This is a genomic window from Streptococcus sp. 2106, assembly GCF_013277315.1.
Lineage (GTDB): Bacteria > Bacillota > Bacilli > Lactobacillales > Streptococcaceae > Streptococcus > Streptococcus pseudopneumoniae.
On the sequence record NZ_VMMS01000068.1, the window covers coordinates 1 to 18,677 of the forward strand.

An 18,677-nucleotide genomic window follows, 5' to 3' on the forward strand; every position below is an offset into this window, starting at 1 on the left:
CAGCCTGCGGCTAGTTTCCTACAGATTTTAGTTGGAACTCGATTCAATTCATGTGACAACGTGAAAATCGTTAGAGCATTTTATATAGAATATACATGGGAATGGAGTTTACTCCCATTCCCATATTTAATAGAAAAAGAGGAACTCAATGCTACATTATACAAAAGAAGACTTGCTCGAATTGGGTGCAGAAATCACTACGCGTGAAATCTACCAACAGCCTGATGTATGGAGAGAAGCTTTTGAATTTTATCAAGCAAAACGTGAAGAAATTGCAGCCTTCCTACAAGAAATCGCTGATAAACATGACTATATTAAGGTTATCTTGACAGGTGCTGGGACATCTGCTTATGTGGGAGATACCTTGCTACCTTACTTTAAGGAAGTCTATGACGAACGCAAATGGAATTTCAATGCCATTGCGACCACAGATATTGTTGCCAATCCAGAAACTTATTTGAAAAAAGATGTGGCAACTGTCCTTGTGTCTTTTGCTCGTAGTGGGAACTCGCCTGAAAGTGTGGCAACTGTTGATTTGGCCCAGGCCTTGGTGGATGAGCTTTACCAAGTGACGATTACTTGTGCAGCGGACGGTAAGTTGGCTCTTCAAGCTCATGGAGATGACCGCAATCTCTTGCTTTTGCAACCAGCTGCCTCTAATGATGCTGGATTTGCCATGACTTCTAGCTTTACGTCTATGATGTTGACAGCTCTCTTGGTCTTTGATCCTACAGAATTTGCTGTTAAGTCTGAACGTTTTGAAGTTGTATCTAGTCTTGCCCGTAAAGTTTTAGACAAGGTAGAAGATGTCAAAGAACTTGTTGACCTAGACTTTAATCGTGTCATCTATCTAGGCGCTGGTCCTTTCTTTGGACTTGCTCATGAAGCTCAGCTCAAGATTTTGGAATTAACTGCTGGTCAAGTTGCGACCATGTATGAAAGCCCAGTTGGCTTCCGTCACGGTCCAAAATCTCTTATCAACGACAATACAGTTGTTTTGGTCTTTGGTACAAGGACAGACTACACTCGTAAGTACGACTTGGACTTGGTTCGTGAAGTTGCTGGTGACCAGATTGCTCGTCGTGTTGTGCTTTTGAGTGATCAAGCTTTTGGTCTTGAAAATGTCAAAGAAGTGGCCCTTGGTTGTGGCGGTGTCTTGAATGATATTTACCGTGTCTTCCCTTACATCGTTTATGCTCAACTCTTTGCCCTATTGACTTCACTCAAGGTAGAAAATAAACCAGATACACCATCTCCTACAGGTACAGTAAATCGTGTGGTACAAGGTGTTATCATCCACGAATATCAAAAGTAATACTGCGTTTATAGATTATTGATAAAGGAGTTTGTAAATCATACAAGTAAACCATAGATTGTCAGTAGGCTTTCTATGGTTTGTTTGCTTGAGAGAAATAGTAAAAGGAGAACAGAATGAAAGCATACACAGAGCGTGTGTTTGGAAATGTTGAGGGCAAGGATGTCTTGGCCTATCGTTTTGAGACGGACGGTGGCTACCAGCTTGAAGTCATGACTTATGGTGCGACTATCTTGCGTTATGTCACACCTGATAAGGCTGGAAATTTTGCCAACGTTATTTTGGGATTTGATGACTTTGATAGCTATGTAGGTAATAGCCCCAAGCATGGAGCTAGCGTAGGTCCTGTGGCAGGTCGTATTGCTGGCGCGACCTTTGAGCTTAATGGCAAGACCTATGACCTTGAAGTCAACAATGCTAGCAACTGTAACCACAGTGGTTCAACTAGTTGGGATTCGAGTTTGTTTGAATTGGTTGAAGTGAGCGACCATGGCTTGACCCTCTACACAGAGCGTACAGATGGGACAGGAGGATTTCCTGGTAATCTCAAGATTTGGATTAGCTACAACTTGGAAGAAACTGGTGCTTACGAAATCAGCTACAAGGTAATGACCGATCAGGATACGCTGGTCAATCCAACCAACCACAGCTATTTCAACTTGTCTGGTGATTTCACGCAGACGATTGACCGTCATGTCTTCCAACTAAATACAGAGGGTATTTACCCAATCGCTCCCGACGGTGTTCCGGCCAAAACTCCAGATGCTAATCGTGATGTGGTTAAACACATCTACAATGGTGCTTTGTTGAAGGATATTTTTGCAGAAGAAGATGAGCAAATTCAGCTGGTGTCTGGTTTGGACCATCCATTTGCCCTTCCTGCAGGTCATGACAATGCTGGTTTCCTTTATGACCAAAACTCAGGTCGTTTCCTACTCTTCAAAACAGTGGCTCCTTGCTTTGTAGTCTACACAGCAAACTTTGTGGATGAGAGTGTACTTGTGGCTGGTCAGCCAATGGTGCAGCACAATGGGATTGCCCTTGAAGCGCAAGCTTTACCAGATGCCATTCACAGCGACCTCAAAGACCAAGTCATCCTTAAAGCTGGTCAAACCTTCACCAGTAAGACACGTTATGAACTTGTTGTGAAATAAAAAAGCTGGTCAAAAAGTCTTTAAAATTAAAATAACGCATATTGTCAGGTGATGAAAAGTTTGATAATATGCGTTTTATTATGAAATGATTTACTTTATATTATCCTGAAATGGTGTTATTTTTGAGTTATCTGGCTTGACTTTCTTGATGGAAATTATACAATAGTTGTAATAATTACAACGAGAAAAGAGGACCATTTATGACCTATGAATACAAGAGTCACATTTATTTGGCAGAGACAGTTTTAAATGTAAAGGATTTGGCCAGTCAAACAGCCTTTTATCAGCAAGTTATTGGTTTAGAAATCTTATCTCAAACTGAGACAGAGTCCATTCTAGGCCTTGGTGGAAAAGTCTTGGTACAGCTGATTCAAGCACAAGAGAGCGGAGAAGTGAGGGAACATTATGGTCTTTACCATTTGGCCATTCTCTTGCCCACACGCAAGGCTTTGGCTGATGTCTTGAAACACCTGACAGATTTACAAATTCCTCTTGTCGGCGGTGCAGACCATGGTTACAGTGAAGCTATTTACTTGGAAGATTTGGAGGGAAATGGCATTGAACTCTATCGAGATAAGCCGGTTTCCACATGGGATATTCGAGAAGATGGACGCATTATCGGAGTGACGGAGGCTCTTGCGGCGCAGGACATTTATGAGTTGGGGGAAAGAGTAGAGCCCTTTATCCTGGCAGAAGGTACGAGAATGGGGCATATTCATCTTTCAGTCAAGGATAGTCGAAAGTCCAGCCAGTTTTATCAAAAGGTGTTAGGGCTAGAGGATAAATTCAGTGTGCCTAGCGCTAGTTGGATTGCGGCTGGAGATTACCATCATCATTTAGCAGTTAACGAATGGGGAGGAAAAGGTCTGGATTCGCGTAAGCAAGGCTTACCAGGTTTAGCCTACTATGTCATCGAAGTCGCACATAAAGAAGAACTGTTAACGATTGCCCAACGAGCACAAGAAGTTGACGCACCAATCAAATGGATGACATCGAGCCAATTGGAAATCACAGACTCAGATGGAATTGTGACTCGTATTTGCTTAGCTCGATAGACAGGATGTGATGAAAATCAGAGCATCAATTGTAGAAAGTGGTTTTTATTCTAGTATTAGCTTTTCCTCAGTTCATCAGCTTCCTCCTTGACACTTTGTCAGTTTTTGGTACAATAGTACAAAATTAGAGGAGGTGGGTTATGATTCAGAAACATGCGATTCCCATTTTAGAGTTTGATGATAATCCTCAGGCGGTTATCATGCCCAATCACGAGGGGTTGGATTTACAGTTGCCAAAGCAGTGTGTCTATGCTTTCTTAGGTGAGGAGATTGACCGCTATGCGAGGGAAGTAGGAGCCAACTGTGTCGGCGAATTTGTTTCTGCCACCAAGACCTATCCAGTCTATGTCATCAACTACAAGGGTGAGGAGGTCTGTCTGGCTCAGGCTCCTGTCGGTTCAGCTCCAGCATCCCAGTTTATGGATTGGTTGATTGGCTATGGTGTGGAGCAGATTATTTCCACAGGTACCTGTGGTGTGCTAGCCGATATAGAGGAAAATGCCTTTCTAGTCCCTGTTCGTGCTCTACGAGATGAAGGAGCTAGTTATCACTATGTGGGACCTTCCCGTTATATGGAAATTCAGCCAGAGGCTATTGCTGCCATTGAGCAAGTTTTGGAAGTCAGAGGGATTCCCTATGAAGAAGTCATGACCTGGACGACAGACGGTTTTTACCGAGAAACGGCTGAAAAGGTGGCTTATCGTAAGGAAGAGGGCTGTGCTGTTGTGGAGATGGAGTGTTCTGCGCTTGTGGCAGTAGCCCAACTGCGTGGGGTTCTCTGGGGAGAATTGTTGTTCACAGCTGATTCCTTAGCAGACTTGGACCAGTACGATAGTCGTGACTGGGGATCGGAAGCTTTTGAGAAGGCGTTAGAACTGAGTTTAGCAAGTGTTGTGCAACTTTAGTCGCTTTTCTCGGCAGTTTCTTATCTTAGTGAAGGAGAACTTTAAAAGCTTGATTGATGATTATTTTTTGCCGAATAAAATAGGAAGTCGGTAGTTTTTAGACGTTTCTAGAAATGGACGAGTTTGGATAACCTCTTTTTTAGGATAAGCGTACGCGATGTTTTGTCCATTCCTATTTGAGATATTTCTTCTGTTTTATGGTACAATGGAAACATGTTATTCAAATTATCTAAGGAAAAAATAGAGCTAGGCTTATCTCGTTTATCGCCAGCCCGTCGTATTTTTTTGAGTTTTGCCTTGGTCATTTTACTAGGCTCTCTTCTTTTGAGCTTGCCCTTTGTCCAAGTTGAAAGCTCACGAGCGACTTATTTTGATCATCTTTTCACTGCTGTCTCTGCAGTCTGTGTGACAGGTCTTTCAACCCTTCCAGTAGCTCACACATATAATATCTGGGGTCAAATAATCTGTTTGCTCTTGATTCAGATCGGTGGTCTAGGGCTCATGACCTTTATTGGGGTTTTCTATATCCAGAGCAAGCAAAAGCTTAGTCTTCGTAGCCGTGCAACTATTCAGGATAGTTTTAGTTATGGAGAAACTCGATCTTTGAGAAAGTTTGTCCATTCTATTTTTCTCACAACTTTTCTAGTTGAGGGTTTGGGAGCTCTATTCCTCAGTTTTCGTTTTGTTCCACAACTTGGCTGGGGGCGCGGTCTTTTTAGTTCCATTTTTCTAGCTATATCCGCCTTCTGTAATGCCGGTTTTGATAATTTGGGGAGCACCAGTTTATTTGCTTTTCAGACCGATTTACTGGTCAATCTGGTGATTGCAGGCTTAATTATTACAGGTGGTTTTGGCTTTATGGTCTGGTTTGATTTGGCTGGTCATGTAGGAAGAAAGAAAAAAGGGCGCCTGCACTTTCATACGAAGCTTGTACTATTATTGACTCTAGGTTTGTTGTTATTTGGAACGGCAACTACTCTCTTTCTTGAGTGGAACAATGCTGGAACGATTGGCAATCTCCCTGTTGCCGATAAGGTTTTAGTTAGCTTTTTTCAAACAGTGACGATGCGAACAGCAGGCTTTTCTACGATAGATTATACTCAGGCTCATCCTGTGACTCTTTTGATTTATATCTTACAGATGTTTCTAGGTGGGGCACCTGGGGGAACGGCTGGGGGGCTCAAGATTACGACATTTTTTGTCCTCTTGGTCTTTGCTCGAAGTGAGCTTTTGGGCTTGCCTCATGCCAATGTTGCGAGACGAACGATTGCGCCGCGAACGGTTCAAAAATCCTTTAGTGTCTTTATTATCTTTTTGATGAGCTTCTTGGTAGGATTGATCCTGCTAGGGATGACAGCCAAAGGCAATCCTCCCTTTATCCACCTCATATTTGAAACCATTTCAGCTCTTAGTACAGTTGGTGTAACGGCAAATTTGACTTCTGATCTTGGGAAATTGGCTCTCAGTGTTATCATGCCACTTATGTTTATGGGACGAATTGGTCCCTTGACCTTGTTTGTTAGCTTGGCAGATTACCATCCAGAAAAGAAAGATATGATTCACTATATGAAAGCAGATATTAGTATTGGTTAAGAAAGGAAAGAGAATGTCAGATCGTACGATTGGAATTTTAGGATTGGGAATTTTTGGGAGCAGTGTCCTAGCTGCCCTAGCCAAGCAGGATATGAATATTATCGCTATTGATGACCACGCAGAGCGCATCAATCAGTTTGAGCCAGTTTTGGCGCGTGGAGTGATTGGTGACATCACAGATGAAGAATTATTGAGATCAGCAGGGATTGATACCTGCGATACCGTTGTCGTCGCGACAGGTGGAAATCTGGAGTCGAGTGTGCTTGCGGTTATGCACTGTAAGAGTTTGGGGGTACCGACTGTTATTGCTAAGGTCAAAAGTCAGACTGCTAAGAAAGTGCTAGAAAAGATTGGAGCTGACTCGGTTGTCTCGCCAGAGTATGAAATGGGGCAGTCTCTAGCACATACCATTCTTTTCCATAATAGTGTTGGTGTCTTTCAGTTGGATAAAAATGTCTCTATTGTGGAGATGAAAATTCCTCAGTCTTGGGCAGGTCAAAGTCTGAGTAAATTAGACCTCCGTGACAAATATAATCTGAATATTTTGGGCTTCCGAGAGCAGGAAAATTCCCCATTGGATGTTGAATTTGGACCAGATGACCTCTTGAAGGCAGATACCTATATTTTGGCGGTCATCAACAACCAGTATTTGGATACCCTAGCAGCATTGAATTTGTAAAAGAGGGAGCTTCCCTCTTTTTTGATGCTTAAGATGGTAAATAGAGACAGAAGCCTTGTATTCTAGTAAAAGTTCTTCAAAGGCTGGACTTTATGGTAGAATAGAAAGCAGTGACAAGAGAGAGTAATACTCTTCGAAAGTCAAATTTAAACCACGTCAACGTCACCTTGCCGTAGGTATAGGTAACTGACTTCGTTAGTTCTATCTGCAACCTCANNTTTGATTTTCATTGAGTAAGAAAAATCAGTCCCCTAAAGGAGTAGATTATGAAGTTATTGTCTATCGCCATTCCTAGCTATAATGCTGCAGCCTATCTTCATTACTGTGTGGAGTCGCTAGTGATTGGTGGTGAGCAAGTTGAGATTTTGATTATCAATGATGGGTCTCAGGACCAGACTCAGGAAATCGCTGAGCGTTTAGCCGACAAGTATCCTAACATCGTTAGAGCCATTTATCAGGAAAATAAGGGCCATGGCGGTGCGGTCAATCGTGGCTTGGTAGAGGCTTCTGGGCGCTATTTTAAAGTAGTTGACAGTGATGACTGGGTGGATCCCCGTGCCTACTTGAAAACTCTTGAAACCTTGCAGGAACTTGAGAGTAAGGGTCAAGAGGTTGACGCCTTTGTGACTAATTTTGTTTACGAAAAGGAAGGTCAGTCTCGTAAGAAGAGTATGAGCTACGAGTCAGTCTTGCCTGTTCGGCAGATTTTTGGCTGGGACCAGGTCGGAAATTTCTCCAAAGGCCAGTATATCATGATGCACTCGCTGATTTATCGGACAGATTTGTTGCGTGCTAGCCAGTTCCAACTGCCTGAGCATACTTTTTATGTCGATAATCTCTTTGTCTTTACCCCTCTTCAGCAGGTCAAGACCATGTACTATCTGCCTGTCGATTTCTATCGTTATTTGATTGGGCGTGAGGACCAGTCTGTCAATGAGCAAGTGATGATTAAGCGCATTGACCAGCAACTTAAAGTCAATCGACTCTTGGTAGACCAGCTTGATTTATCCCAAGTGAGCCACCCCAAAATGCGAGAATATCTGCTGAATCATATCGAGATTACGACGGTGATTTCCAGTGCCTTGCTCAATCGAGCAGGTACAGCAGAGCATTTGGCAAAAAAACGGGAGCTGTGGACCTATATTCAGCAGGAAAATCCAGAGGTTTTTCAGGCTATCCGTAAGACCATGCTTAGCCGTTTGACCAAACATTCAGTCTTGCCAGCTCGCAAACTGTCCAATGTCGTCTATCAAATCACCAAATCTGTTTATGGATTTAATTGATATAAGTATTTTATAAGAGGGATTTAAGAAAAATTTTAACTTTTTCTTAGTCCTTTTTAATTTTAGGATATTATACTAGAGTCATCAAATAAAGAAAAACTCTAAGGAGAACCCTATGAAATTCAATCCAAATCAAAGATATACTCGTTGGTCTATTCGCCGTCTCAGTGTCGGTGTTGCCTCAGTTGTTGTGGCTAGTGGCTTCTTTGTCCTAGTTGGTCAGCCAAGTTCTGTACGTGCCGATGGGGTCAATCCGACCCCTGCTCAAGTTGTACCTGAAGAGACATCGGGAACGAAAGAGGGTGACTTAGCAGAAACTCAGGGAGATACTGTTCTTGCTCAAGCGAAACCTGAGGTCGTTGCTGGAAATACGAACTCACTTTCTACACCTACAGAAGTAACTGAAGTGAGCGAGGAGACAAGCCCTTCTCGTCTGGATACACTTTTTGAAAAAGGTGAAGAAGCTCAAGAAAATTCAGAGCTAGCAGATGTCTTAAAAGAAGCTGTAGATACAGCTGATGTGGATGGGAAACAAGCAAGTCCAGAAGATATTAAAAAAGCTGTCGATGAGGATGTTAAAGACAGTATCGATGTCCCAGCGGGCTATCTAGAACAAGCCAAAGCTTCCGGTCCTTTCTTGGCTGGTGTAAACAAACCGCTTAAATATGAACTTTTCGCAGGAGATGGTATGTTGACTCGTCTCTTGCTCAAAGCATCTGACAAGGCTCCATGGTCAGATAATGGTAAGGATAAAAATGAAAAAATTCCACCAGTGAAAAATTTACCTGATGGCAAGTATTACTATCAAGTATCTTTGAATGGTAACACTACAGGTAAGCAAGATCAGGATTTATTAGATACACTTCGTACTAATGGTACAAATACCTATGAAGCTACCCTGACTGTCTATGAAGCAGCCGGTGATAAACCAAATTTGAATAAGGTTGTCAAGGAACGTAAAGTCAATATTACCTTGAACGGTCTTGTAACAAGAAGCGATGTCAAATCTGCAGTTAAAAACAACATCAAAGACAGTATCGATGTTCCAGCAGCCTACCTAGAACAAGCCAAGGGTGACGGTCCATTCACAGCTGGTGTTAACCATGTGATTCCATACGAACTCTTCGCAGGTGATGGCATGTTGACTCGTCTCTTGCTTAAGGCATCTGACAAGGCTCCATGGTCAGATAACGGCGACGCTAAAAACCCAGCCCTATCTCCACTAGGCGAAAACGTGAAGACCAAAGGTCAATACTTCTATCAAGTAGCCTTGGACGGAAACGTGGCTGGCAAAGAAAAACAAGAACTCATCGACCAGTTCCGAGCAAACGGCACTAAAACCTACAGCGCTATAGTCAATGTCTATGGTAACAAAGATGGTAAAGCAGATTTGACAAATGTCGTAGCAACTAAACAAGTCACTATTAACATAAACGGTTTAATTTCTAAAGAAACAGTTCAAAAAGCCGTTGCAGACAACGTTAAAGACAGTATCGATGTTCCAGCAGCCTATCTAGAAAAAGCCAAGGGTGAAGGTCCATTCACAGCAGGTGTCAACCATGTGATTCCATACGAACTATTCGCAGGTGATGGCATGTTGACTCGTCTCTTGCTTAAGGCATCTGACAAGGCTCCATGGTCAGATAACGGCGACGCTAAAAACCCAGCCCTATCTCCACTAGGCGAAAACGTGAAGACCAAAGGTCAATACTTCTATCAAGTAGCCTTGGACGGAAACGTGGCTGGCAAAGAAAAACAAGAACTCATCGACCAGTTCCGAGCAAACGGCACTAAAACCTACAGCGCTACAGTCAATGTCTATGGTAACAAAGATGGTAAAGCAGATTTGACAAATGTCGTAGCAACTAAACAAGTCACTATTAACATAAACGGTTTAATTTCTAAAGAAACAGTTCAAAAAGCCGTTGCAGACAACGTTAAAGACAGTATCGATGTTCCAGCAGCCTACCTAGAACAAGCCAAGGGTGACGGTCCATTCACAGCTGGTGTTAACCATGTGATTCCATACGAACTCTTCGCAGGTGATGGCATGTTGACTCGTCTCTTGCTTAAGGCATCTGACAAGGCTCCATGGTCAGATAACGGCGACGCTAAAAACCCAGCCCTATCTCCACTAGGCGAAAACGTGAAGACCAAAGGGCAATACTTCTATCAAGTAGCCTTGGACGGAAACGTGGCTGGCAAAGAAAAACAAGAACTCATTGACCAGTTCCGAGCAAACGGCACTAAAACCTACAGCGCTACAGTCAATGTCTATGGCAACAAAGATGGTAAAGCAGATTTGACAAATGTCGTAGCAGCTAAAAAAGTTACTATTAAGATAAATGTTAAAGAAACATCAGACACAGCAAATGCTTCATTCTCATCTTCTAACTCTGGTTCTGGCGTGACTCCGATGAATCACAATCCTGCTACAGGTGCGACTCATCAAACAGCTGCTGACCATAAGGACATGATGGCACCAGCCAAAGAGACTGATAAAGCAATGCCAGCAAATGACCAAATGGAAAAATCAGGTATGAAGACTGAGACTCCAGCTCCAAGTACTACAGATAGCATGCCTGCTGACACCATGACAAGCTCTACCAATACGATGGCAGGTGAAAATATGGCTGCTTCTGCTAACAAGATGTCTGATACGATGATGTCAGACAAGATGATGTCAGACAAGATGATGTCAGATGATAAAGCTATGCTACCAAATACTGGTGAAGCTCAAACATCAATGGCAAGTATTGGTTTCCTTGGGCTTGCACTTGCAGGTTTACTCGGTGGTCTAGGTTTGAAAAACAAAAAAGAAGAAAACTAATCAGCTAAGGAAATAAATGATGGATAGTGGGCTGACTAAGGCTAGTTTACCAACTCAATCAGCTATCAGGACTTTCTTTCAATAGCAGATTAAAATCATCGTAAAACAATAAAAATAGTGTTATACTTAAAGCAGTATAGCACTGTTTTTATCAAAGGAGAGACAGATGGGAAAGACAATTTTACTCGTTGACGACGAGGTAGAAATCACAGATATTCATCAGAGATACTTAATTCAGGCAGGTTATCAGGTCTTGGTAGCCCATGATGGACTGGAAGCGTTAGAGCTGTTCAAGAAAAAACCGATTGATTTGATTATCACAGACGTCATGATGCCTCGGATGGATGGTTATGATTTAATCAGTGAGGTTCAATACTTATCACCAGAGCAGCCTTTCCTATTTATTACTGCTAAGACCAGTGAACAGGACAAGATTTACGGCCTGAGCTTGGGAGCAGATGATTTTATTGCTAAGCCTTTTAGCCCACGTGAGCTGGTTTTGCGTGTCCATAATATTTTGCGCCGCCTTCATCGTGGGGGCGAAACAGAGCTGATTTCCCTTGGCAATCTAAAAATGAATCATAGTAGCCATGAAGTTCAAATAGGAGAAGAAATGCTGGATTTAACTGTTAAATCATTTGAATTGCTGTGGATTTTAGCTAGCAATCCAGAGCGAGTTTTCTCCAAGACAGACCTCTATGAAAAAGTCTGGCAAGAAGACTATGTGGATGACACCAATACCTTGAATGTGCATATCCATGCTCTTCGACAGGAGTTGGCAAAATATAGTAGTGACCAAACGCCCACTATTAAGACAGTTTGGGGGTTGGGATATAAGATAGAGAAACCGAGAGGACAAACATGAAACTAAAAAGTTATATTTTGGTTGGATATATTATTTCAACCCTCTTAACCATTTTGGTTGTTTTTTGGGCTGTTCAAAAAATGCTGATTGCGAAAGGCGAGATTTACTTTTTGCTTGGGATGACCATCGTTGCCAGCCTTGTCGGTGCTGGGATTAGTCTCTTTCTCCTATCGCCGGTCTTTACGTCGTTGGGCAAACTCAAGGAGCATGCCAGGCGGGTAGCGGACAAGGATTTTCCTTCAAATTTGGAGGTTCAAGGCCCTTTAGAATTTCAACAATTAGGCCAAGCTTTTAATGAAATGTCCCATGATTTGCAGGCAAGCTTTGATTCCTTGGAAGAAAGCGAACGAGAAAAGGGCTTGATGATTGCCCAGTTGTCGCATGATATCAAGACTCCTATCACTTCAATCCAAGCGACGGTAGAAGGGATTTTGGATGGGGTTATCAAGGAGTCGGAGCAAGCTCATTATCTAGCAACCATTGGGCGTCAGACGGAAAGACTCAATAAACTGGTTGAAGAGTTGAATTTTTTGACTCTAAATACAGCTAGAAATCAGATGGAAACGACCAGCAAAGACAGCATTTTTCTGGATCAGCTCTTGATTGAGTGCATGAGTGAATTTCAGTTTTTGATTGAGCAGGAGAGAAGAGATGTCCACTTGCAGGTAATCCCAGAGTCTGCCCGGACTGAAGGAGATTATGCTAAGCTTTCTCGTATCTTGGTGAATCTGCTCAATAACGCTTTTAAATACTCTGCTCCAGGAACCAAGCTGGAAGTGGTGGCTAAGCTGGAGAAGAACCAGCTTTCAATCAGTGTGACCGATGAGGGGCAGGGCATTGCCCCAGAGGATTTGGAGAATATTTTCAAACGCCTTTATCGTGTCGAAACTTCGCGTAACATGAAAACAGGTGGGCATGGTCTTGGTCTTGCGATTGCGCGTGAATTGGCTCATCAATTGGGTGGGGAAATCACAGTCAGCAGCCAGTACGGTCTAGGAAGTACCTTTACCCTCCTTCTTAATCTCTCTGGTAGTGAAAATAAAGCCTAAAACCCCTTTACAAATCCAGCTATTCATGGTAAAATAGATTTTGTGTGAAATATCAGCAGGAAAGCATGAAGCTCGTCAACAGGTGTCTTATGATAAGTAACCTTGGCTGTTTAGGCGAAGGGCATCTGCACGAATCAGGGCTTTCTAAGTGACTATTTCCACCGAAATATTATTTATATCAGGAGGACATTCACATGTCACGTTATACAGGACCATCTTGGAAACAATCTCGTCGCCTTGGCCTTTCACTTACAGGTACAGGTAAAGAATTGGCACGTCGTAACTACGTACCAGGACAACACGGACCAAACAACCGTTCTAAATTGTCAGAATACGGTTTGCAATTGGCTGAAAAACAAAAACTTCGTTTCACTTACGGTGTAGGTGAAAAACAATTCCGTAACTTGTTCGTACAAGCTACAAAAATCAAAGGCGGAATCCTAGGTTTCAACTTCATGCTTCTTTTGGAACGTCGTTTAGATAACGTTGTTTACCGTCTTGGTCTTGCGACTACTCGTCGTCAAGCTCGTCAGTTCGTAAACCACGGTCACATCCTTGTTGACGGAAAACGCGTTGATATCCCATCATACCGCGTAACTCCAGGTCAAGTGATCTCAGTTCGTGAAAAATCATTGAAAGTTCCGGCAATCCTTGAAGCAGTAGAAGCTACTCTTGGACGTCCAGCATTCGTATCATTCGACGCTGAAAAATTGGAAGGTTCATTGACTCGCTTGCCAGAACGTGACGAAATCAACCCAGAAATCAACGAAGCACTTGTCGTTGAATTCTACAACAAAATGTTGTAATATTTTATTAAATAAGATAGGCTGTAAAGCCTTGAAATTAAGCACTTTGGGGCGTTTTCCCCTAGTGCTTTTTGATTTCTCTTAGTATCCAGCTATAATCGTCTATACGTAACTAGACCTGTATAGTTCAAAGTGATATAATAGTCTAAAGGAGGTGCTACCATGAATGTTTTAGAAAAAAACACACAGGTAAATTTTAAGACTAACAGAGACTTGTTAGAGAAAGCTAAAGCTATTATCACAGCGCAAAATCTTGATATGACAGCCAGTTTTAACTTGTTTTTAGAACATATTGTAGAAAATAAAGCCTTGCCATTTGAAACTCAAGTAGATAAAGAAAGAGAAGAACTTCTATCAGGGTTGCGTGCTGAAATTGCTCGTAGCTTTGAGGATTTAGAACATGGAAGAACTTACAGTCTTGATGAAGTGAGGGCTAACCTTGGAATTTAACGAGAAGGCATATAGCATCATTATCTCCGAAACGGTACAAGAACAGCTAAGAGGTATTAAAGATTATATCTCAGCTAACTACTTTTCAGAACAGGCAGGAGCAAACACAGTTAAGAATGTTCTTTATGGTTTGGAGCGTCTTGAAGTCTTCCCAGAAGCAGGATTTGATGCTGACGAAAGAGTAGGAGGGATTATATACCCACCCCACAAAACTCGATGCATCATTTTAGGAGATTACCTAGCATTCTATCATATTTTAGAGGACAGAAAAGCTGTCTTTGTATCAGATATTATTCATAGCAAACAGGACTACATCCGCTTGTTCAAGAAAAAATAGCGCCTATATATGAACTGCACCCCAAAAGTTAGATTTTTTCTGTCTAACTTTTGGGGTGCAGTTCAATTGGAATGTCCTTATTTTTATTATGGGATTGACAAATGAGGTTAAGGTTCAGATCTATGAACTTAGAAAGCAAGTACAAATCTTTAATCAGCTTTCAAAAAGATTTTGTGTAGATGTTTCGGGCTAAGGTATGTGACAAGATGAATTGATCGTTATGGAATAGAGAGTGTTAAAAATGGGAAGAATCGTTACTATTCCCCTGAATTAAAACAAGAAATAATCAATAAAAGCCTATATAATAACAAATGTATTAAAACTAAGAAAGACTTAGCTCAGTGTAATACAGAACCAAATCTTATAGATAAATTATTTGTCTAATTTTTTAGGAATTATATCTCTAAACAATATCATTTAACAATTAAATTGTTAGATCTAGCTTAAATTTCTGGTTTAATTCATTTATTGTATCACTATCATTATATTCCTTAAATATTCTCATAGCTTTAGAACATTCTTTTTTACCTAACTCTATTTGATTAGTTTTTATAAGATAAATACCTTTTAGGAAGAGTAAATAATTCTTTTCAAAATAATATCCTTGTCTGGTCAGTAAATTTTCTAAATCATCTATAAAAAATTGAGCGTTATTTAACAAATTATTTTTTAATAATAATTCTAAATTAAATAAATATAAAGGAATTACTCTATGTGTTCCCATATCTGTTTTTAAAAAATGTCGTGTTTTCTTGATTACCGCTCTATATAATAAGCTTATGGTTTTAGTGTTCATAAAAAACACCGAATTATAAAAAATTTTCAGTTCATACTCCATCCAAGTATCTACCGAAAGCAAATACTTTATTATCTCATTGCATTTAGATGTATTATAAGGAAGATTTACAAGGCGATTAATCTGTTGTTCAGCAATCAATTTTATGTGAAAATTGCATAAACTTCTTTCCTGCTTTTGTTTTAGCTCTATTTTCTTTATTAGTTCTTGTAACAAAATGATATCTGAAGAGTTTACAGCATGTTCTAATTCTTCAAAAAAGCATTCTTTTTTGGAATAATAGCAATGAACTAATTCTTCAAATTCCGAAAATGATATCCCCAGGCGATTTAACAATATGTAAAAATGATCAATAGATAATTTTGTAATCCCATTTTCGAAACGAGAAATAGTTGACTCACTAATCTTATCACAAGCCAAATCTTTAAGACGAAAATTTTTTGAAATACGGATATCCTTTAAAACTGCTCCAAAATTTTCCATAGTATTCCTCTTCCATTTCTGCAAAAAATAAAACCTGTTTTTTTATTTGTGATACGATTATACAAAAATAAAACAGAAAGGACAATATGATTATGAAAAAAATTTTATTGTCATCAGTTGCTTTACTGAGCCTAGTGGCAACACTACCAGTAAATAGTCCAGTTTCTGCTCAAGAATCTATCTCTCCCAAGGCTTATAGTCACTCCAATGGCAGTTGGATTCAATCGAATGGTCGTTGGTGGTATAAACATTCTGACGGTTCTTACACTAAAAACGGGTGGGAAAAGATCAATGAAACCTGGTACTATTTTGATAGTGAAGGTTGGATGAAAACAGGTTGGTTTAATGAGCATGGAAATTGGTATTATCTAGATGCTAGTGGTGCTATGAAAACAGGCTGGTATTTGATTTCTGGTAGTTGGTACTATTTAAATACTAGCGGTGTCATGCAAACTGGCCTACAGACTATCGACGGAAAACAATATTATTTAGCTGACAGCGGTGCTATGCAGACAGGTTGGCACAATATTGGAGATGATACTTATTTCTTTGCTAGTAGTGGAGCAAGACAAACGATTAATCGCCGTGCTTTAGTTCTTGGTGAAACATCAACGAGAGCAGTACCTATCGAAGACGTTAATGCTATGGAAAAGGTTTTTAGCAATCAAAACTTTAGTAACGTTGTTTGTTTCCCTGATAAAACAAAAGCTGAAATTATTGCAAAAATGCAAGAACTGTTTGAATCTTCTAGCGAAAGCGATGTAAATTATCTTTACTTTACTTGTCATGGTGGAGAAGATGGGACGATAGCCATTGGTAGCGATAAAACATCCTTTTCAGGTTGGGAATTGGCATCTATACTGAAACAATATAAAGGTAAGTTTGTGGTTATGCTGGATTGTTGCTATTCAGGAACAATTATAGATGTAGGTAAATCAGATGAAAAGGTTGCCTCCAAGTCTGAAGAAAGATTTGATGAACAAGCATTTTTGGCAGGATTCTCAACAGGAAATCTAGCAAGCAAGAATGGTGAAATGCTTGATTTTAAATTCCTCGTACTATGTGCCTCTTGGAAAGGTGAAAAATCGTATAGTGCAGTCGGAATAGGTAGTCTTGCCACCAGATACTGGGCAATGGGTACAGGTTGGGATTCACTTCAAAATAGAATGATTTCGCCTATGGCAGACACCAATACTAACGGAAAAATCACTTTAGAGGAACTGTATCAATACTCTTATCCTCTAGTCCTTGAAGCTGCATCAAGCAGTAATAAGGAGCAACATGTATCAGTTTATCCAGAAAACAGTCAATTTGTTTTATTTCAAAAATAAGGAGTTAAGAAAATGAAAGTATCAAAAAAAATCACACTATTTGGTTTGTCTCTAGCAGGTTTAGCTTTACTAGCTTTCCCTCATTCAGGAAAGGCATTCGAATTGGAAGAAGAATGGGTTATTAAGGGTGGCGTTTGGTATCAAGATGGCAAAATTCTTCGATTTAATAATGGCCATGAAGTGGATATCAAAGTCTTGGATTTGCCAAAAACTGAGAAAATCGAGTGGACGGTCAGTCTCAATGGTCAAGATCAGACTATCAATTTCCTAGGTCAAGAAAAGGACAAATCTATGGTCGGTACAGAAGGACGTTACCTGAATTTCTATGTACCTTATGGCTATAGAGGAGATATCAAGGTAGAAGCCAAGAGCGGAAATGAAGTAAAGACCTGGTCCACTAAAGTAGTTGATGATGTATATAATGGTGGAAAGAGTGGCTACTACCAAATTAAAGAATCAAATAATCAATACACCTACCTTGATACTAAATGGGATTATCAAACCAAGACCTACACTGCTACCTTACCAGAAACTATCAATGGTCAAAAAGTCTATGCTTGGGCAGAGGAGTATGGTAATATTAAACTTGTAAAACCAGGGACTATCAGTCATAAATATGATGATGGAGGAGTTTTCAAAGAATTTTATCCGATTGTAAAAGCAGAAAGCTGGCTAAATCTAAAAAATAATCAAGGTGAAAAGTGGTACTATCAAAAACAAGGTCAATTGGTTCAAAATGCTTGGGTTAAGGACAAGGGAACTTGGTACTTTATGAATGATAAAGGAGTCATGTTCAATCAAACTTGGCTCTATCAAGGTAGCAACTGGTATGCCTTTAAATCATCAGGAGCCATGATTGCTAGCAATTGGCTATATGATAATCACTCTTGGTATTACCTAAAGGACTCAGGTTCTATGGCGACAGGTTGGATCAAAGATAGTGGATCTTGGTATTATCTAAACAACTCAGGTTCTATGGCAACAGGATGGGTAAAAGATAGCGGCTTTTGGTACTACCTAAAAGACTCAGGTGCTATGGCGACTGGTTGGGTCAAAGATAATGATAAGTGGTACTATCTCGCATCATCTGGTAATATGCTTCGCAATACACGCACACCAGATGGCTATTATGTAGATGGCAGTGGCGCTTGGAAATAAATTTTAAACAGAGAAAATCTACTGAGAAGGTAGGTTTTCTTTTTTAGTCAGTGAATAATATATAGTAGATTGAAACTAGAATAGTACATCTGGACTTCTAAAACATTACTAGAAATTGATTTGATTGTCCTGATTGATTTGTCCTATTTTTATTTCATTTTACTATAGAATAAAGTAGATCAGAAATTTAGCAGGGTTATTCTCTTTTACTAACAATCTGCTTACAAAAATTAAACAAGAGTATTTTAAAAATTAGACCCATTGTGAACTTTAGTAGTAAACAAAAATCTGGGAAAAAAGTTTTATAGTCATTTAGTTTTTAAAAAGCGTTCCAAACATTCAAAAATAGTTGGGACTTCCCTTAATAAATCTGTTACTTTCTTTTTCAAGATAGCCCAAGCTTGCTCAATAGGATTCAAATCCGGTGAATATGGCGGTAGAGGTAAGAAAAAGTGTTTATCTTGGATGCAGAGTTCATCCAAAATGTTCTTGGGATCAAAACTAGCATTGTCCATGATAATAACATGAGGTGTTTTCAAAGCAGGTAGGAGTTGCGTTTTGAACCACTCCCCAAAGAAATCGCTTGTC

The 18,677-nt window shown here is 40.3% G+C and carries 17 protein-coding genes and 1 pseudogene; 16 read left to right on the forward strand and 2 right to left on the reverse strand.

Translation table 11 applies throughout. The features are described from left to right. Window positions 1-148 precede the first annotated feature (148 nt). The 14 genes and pseudogenes from HT723_RS07660 to HT723_RS11615 all read left to right on the forward strand — a co-directional run. Window positions 149-1,315: an SIS domain-containing protein gene (locus tag HT723_RS07660; RefSeq protein ID WP_172934964.1), complete on the forward strand. Its 1,167-nt coding sequence runs from the start codon at window positions 149-151 to the stop codon at window positions 1,313-1,315. A 116-nt stretch (window positions 1,316-1,431) separates the two neighbouring features. After that, entirely contained in the window at window positions 1,432-2,469 is a 1,038-nt protein-coding gene (locus tag HT723_RS07665; RefSeq protein WP_050261343.1) for an aldose epimerase family protein, read from the forward strand. Between the two features lie 200 nt (window positions 2,470-2,669). Next, on the forward strand, window positions 2,670-3,524 hold the full coding sequence (locus HT723_RS07670) for a VOC family protein (protein WP_172934965.1): 855 nt from the start codon (window positions 2,670-2,672) through the stop codon (window positions 3,522-3,524). 140 nt (window positions 3,525-3,664) lie between these two features. Further along, window positions 3,665-4,429, forward strand: coding sequence for a nucleoside phosphorylase (locus tag HT723_RS07675; protein WP_172934966.1), 765 nt, complete (start codon window positions 3,665-3,667; stop codon window positions 4,427-4,429). Window positions 4,430-4,642: 213 nt separating this feature from the next. Beyond that, window positions 4,643-6,022 carry a TrkH family potassium uptake protein gene (locus tag HT723_RS07680; protein ID WP_000897723.1) on the forward strand — a complete coding sequence of 460 codons (1,380 nt, stop codon included), beginning with the start codon at window positions 4,643-4,645 and terminating at the stop codon, window positions 6,020-6,022. Between the two features lie 13 nt (window positions 6,023-6,035). Further along, entirely contained in the window at window positions 6,036-6,701 is a 666-nt protein-coding gene (locus HT723_RS07685) for a TrkA family potassium uptake protein (protein ID WP_001283900.1), read from the forward strand. Between the two features lie 266 nt (window positions 6,702-6,967). Then, window positions 6,968-7,984 carry a glycosyltransferase family 2 protein gene (locus HT723_RS07690; RefSeq protein WP_000771879.1) on the forward strand — a complete coding sequence of 339 codons (1,017 nt, stop codon included), beginning with the start codon at window positions 6,968-6,970 and terminating at the stop codon, window positions 7,982-7,984. A gap of 115 nt (window positions 7,985-8,099) precedes the next feature. Continuing rightward, on the forward strand, window positions 8,100-10,814 hold the full coding sequence (locus tag HT723_RS07695) for a PavB family fibronectin-binding SSURE repeat adhesin (RefSeq protein WP_172934967.1): 2,715 nt from the start codon (window positions 8,100-8,102) through the stop codon (window positions 10,812-10,814). Window positions 10,815-10,980: 166 nt separating this feature from the next. Continuing rightward, window positions 10,981-11,679 (forward strand): response regulator transcription factor, encoded by a 699-nt coding sequence (locus HT723_RS07700; protein ID WP_000520643.1) that lies wholly within the window; start codon window positions 10,981-10,983, stop codon window positions 11,677-11,679. Beyond that, the gene (locus HT723_RS07705; protein WP_101514402.1) at window positions 11,676-12,728 is read left to right on the forward strand and encodes a HAMP domain-containing sensor histidine kinase; all 1,053 of its coding nucleotides are present in this window, start codon (window positions 11,676-11,678) and stop codon (window positions 12,726-12,728) included. Before HT723_RS07700 ends, HT723_RS07705 begins: the two co-directional genes overlap by 4 nt. Window positions 12,729-12,922: 194 nt before the next feature. Then, on the forward strand, window positions 12,923-13,534 hold the full coding sequence (gene rpsD, locus HT723_RS07710; RefSeq protein WP_000092760.1) for a 30S ribosomal protein S4: 612 nt from the start codon (window positions 12,923-12,925) through the stop codon (window positions 13,532-13,534). 162 nt (window positions 13,535-13,696) lie between these two features. Beyond that, entirely contained in the window at window positions 13,697-13,984 is a 288-nt protein-coding gene (locus tag HT723_RS07715; protein ID WP_023939238.1) for a type II toxin-antitoxin system RelB/DinJ family antitoxin, read from the forward strand. Then, the gene (locus HT723_RS07720; RefSeq protein WP_000395510.1) at window positions 13,974-14,321 is read left to right on the forward strand and encodes a type II toxin-antitoxin system RelE/ParE family toxin; all 348 of its coding nucleotides are present in this window, start codon (window positions 13,974-13,976) and stop codon (window positions 14,319-14,321) included. The genes HT723_RS07715 and HT723_RS07720 overlap by 11 nt, the downstream gene beginning before the upstream one ends. A gap of 88 nt (window positions 14,322-14,409) precedes the next feature. Further along, a pseudogene (locus HT723_RS11615) lies at window positions 14,410-14,621 on the forward strand (IS3 family transposase); the annotation flags it as partial. Window positions 14,622-14,745: 124 nt separating this feature from the next. Here the strand turns inward: HT723_RS11615 and HT723_RS07725 are convergent. Continuing rightward, a complete protein-coding gene (locus HT723_RS07725) occupies window positions 14,746-15,600 on the reverse strand; it encodes an Rgg/GadR/MutR family transcriptional regulator (protein ID WP_023932940.1) in 855 nt (284 codons plus the stop codon). A 92-nt stretch (window positions 15,601-15,692) separates the two neighbouring features. Here HT723_RS07725 and HT723_RS07730 point away from each other — a divergent pair, with 92 nt between their 5' ends. Together HT723_RS07730 and HT723_RS07735 are read left to right on the forward strand one after the other, a co-directional pair. After that, window positions 15,693-16,931, forward strand: coding sequence for a caspase family protein (locus tag HT723_RS07730; RefSeq protein WP_172934968.1), 1,239 nt, complete (start codon window positions 15,693-15,695; stop codon window positions 16,929-16,931). A 12-nt stretch (window positions 16,932-16,943) separates the two neighbouring features. Then, a complete protein-coding gene (locus HT723_RS07735; protein WP_172934969.1) occupies window positions 16,944-18,089 on the forward strand; it encodes an N-acetylmuramoyl-L-alanine amidase family protein in 1,146 nt (381 codons plus the stop codon). Between the two features lie 308 nt (window positions 18,090-18,397). On the opposite strand, the gene HT723_RS07740 is transcribed toward HT723_RS07735, so the two are convergent. Beyond that, window positions 18,398-18,677, reverse strand: a 280-nt coding sequence (locus HT723_RS07740) for a transposase (protein WP_172934970.1), incomplete at its 5' end; no start/stop codon positions are given.

What these genes read in the sequence shown, in the direction of transcription:
- HT723_RS07660 (WP_172934964.1), top strand. Translation starts at nt 149, where the DNA reads ATGCTACATTATACAAAAGAAGACTTGCTCGAATTGGGTGCAGAAATC.
- HT723_RS07675 (WP_172934966.1), top strand. Translation starts at nt 3,665, where the DNA reads ATGATTCAGAAACATGCGATTCCCATTTTAGAGTTTGATGATAATCCT.
- HT723_RS07705 (WP_101514402.1), top strand. Translation starts at nt 11,676, where the DNA reads ATGAAACTAAAAAGTTATATTTTGGTTGGATATATTATTTCAACCCTC.
- HT723_RS07695 (WP_172934967.1), top strand. Translation starts at nt 8,100, where the DNA reads ATGAAATTCAATCCAAATCAAAGATATACTCGTTGGTCTATTCGCCGT.
- HT723_RS07665 (WP_050261343.1), top strand. Translation starts at nt 1,432, where the DNA reads ATGAAAGCATACACAGAGCGTGTGTTTGGAAATGTTGAGGGCAAGGAT.
- HT723_RS07700 (WP_000520643.1), top strand. Translation starts at nt 10,981, where the DNA reads ATGGGAAAGACAATTTTACTCGTTGACGACGAGGTAGAAATCACAGAT.
- HT723_RS07690 (WP_000771879.1), top strand. Translation starts at nt 6,968, where the DNA reads ATGAAGTTATTGTCTATCGCCATTCCTAGCTATAATGCTGCAGCCTAT.
- HT723_RS07715 (WP_023939238.1), top strand. Translation starts at nt 13,697, where the DNA reads ATGAATGTTTTAGAAAAAAACACACAGGTAAATTTTAAGACTAACAGA.
- HT723_RS07730 (WP_172934968.1), top strand. Translation starts at nt 15,693, where the DNA reads ATGAAAAAAATTTTATTGTCATCAGTTGCTTTACTGAGCCTAGTGGCA.
- HT723_RS07725 (WP_023932940.1), bottom strand. Translation starts at nt 15,600, where the DNA reads ATGGAAAATTTTGGAGCAGTTTTAAAGGATATCCGTATTTCAAAAAAT.
- HT723_RS07685 (WP_001283900.1), top strand. Translation starts at nt 6,036, where the DNA reads ATGTCAGATCGTACGATTGGAATTTTAGGATTGGGAATTTTTGGGAGC.
- HT723_RS07670 (WP_172934965.1), top strand. Translation starts at nt 2,670, where the DNA reads ATGACCTATGAATACAAGAGTCACATTTATTTGGCAGAGACAGTTTTA.
- rpsD (WP_000092760.1), top strand. Translation starts at nt 12,923, where the DNA reads ATGTCACGTTATACAGGACCATCTTGGAAACAATCTCGTCGCCTTGGC.
- HT723_RS07680 (WP_000897723.1), top strand. Translation starts at nt 4,643, where the DNA reads ATGTTATTCAAATTATCTAAGGAAAAAATAGAGCTAGGCTTATCTCGT.
- HT723_RS07735 (WP_172934969.1), top strand. Translation starts at nt 16,944, where the DNA reads ATGAAAGTATCAAAAAAAATCACACTATTTGGTTTGTCTCTAGCAGGT.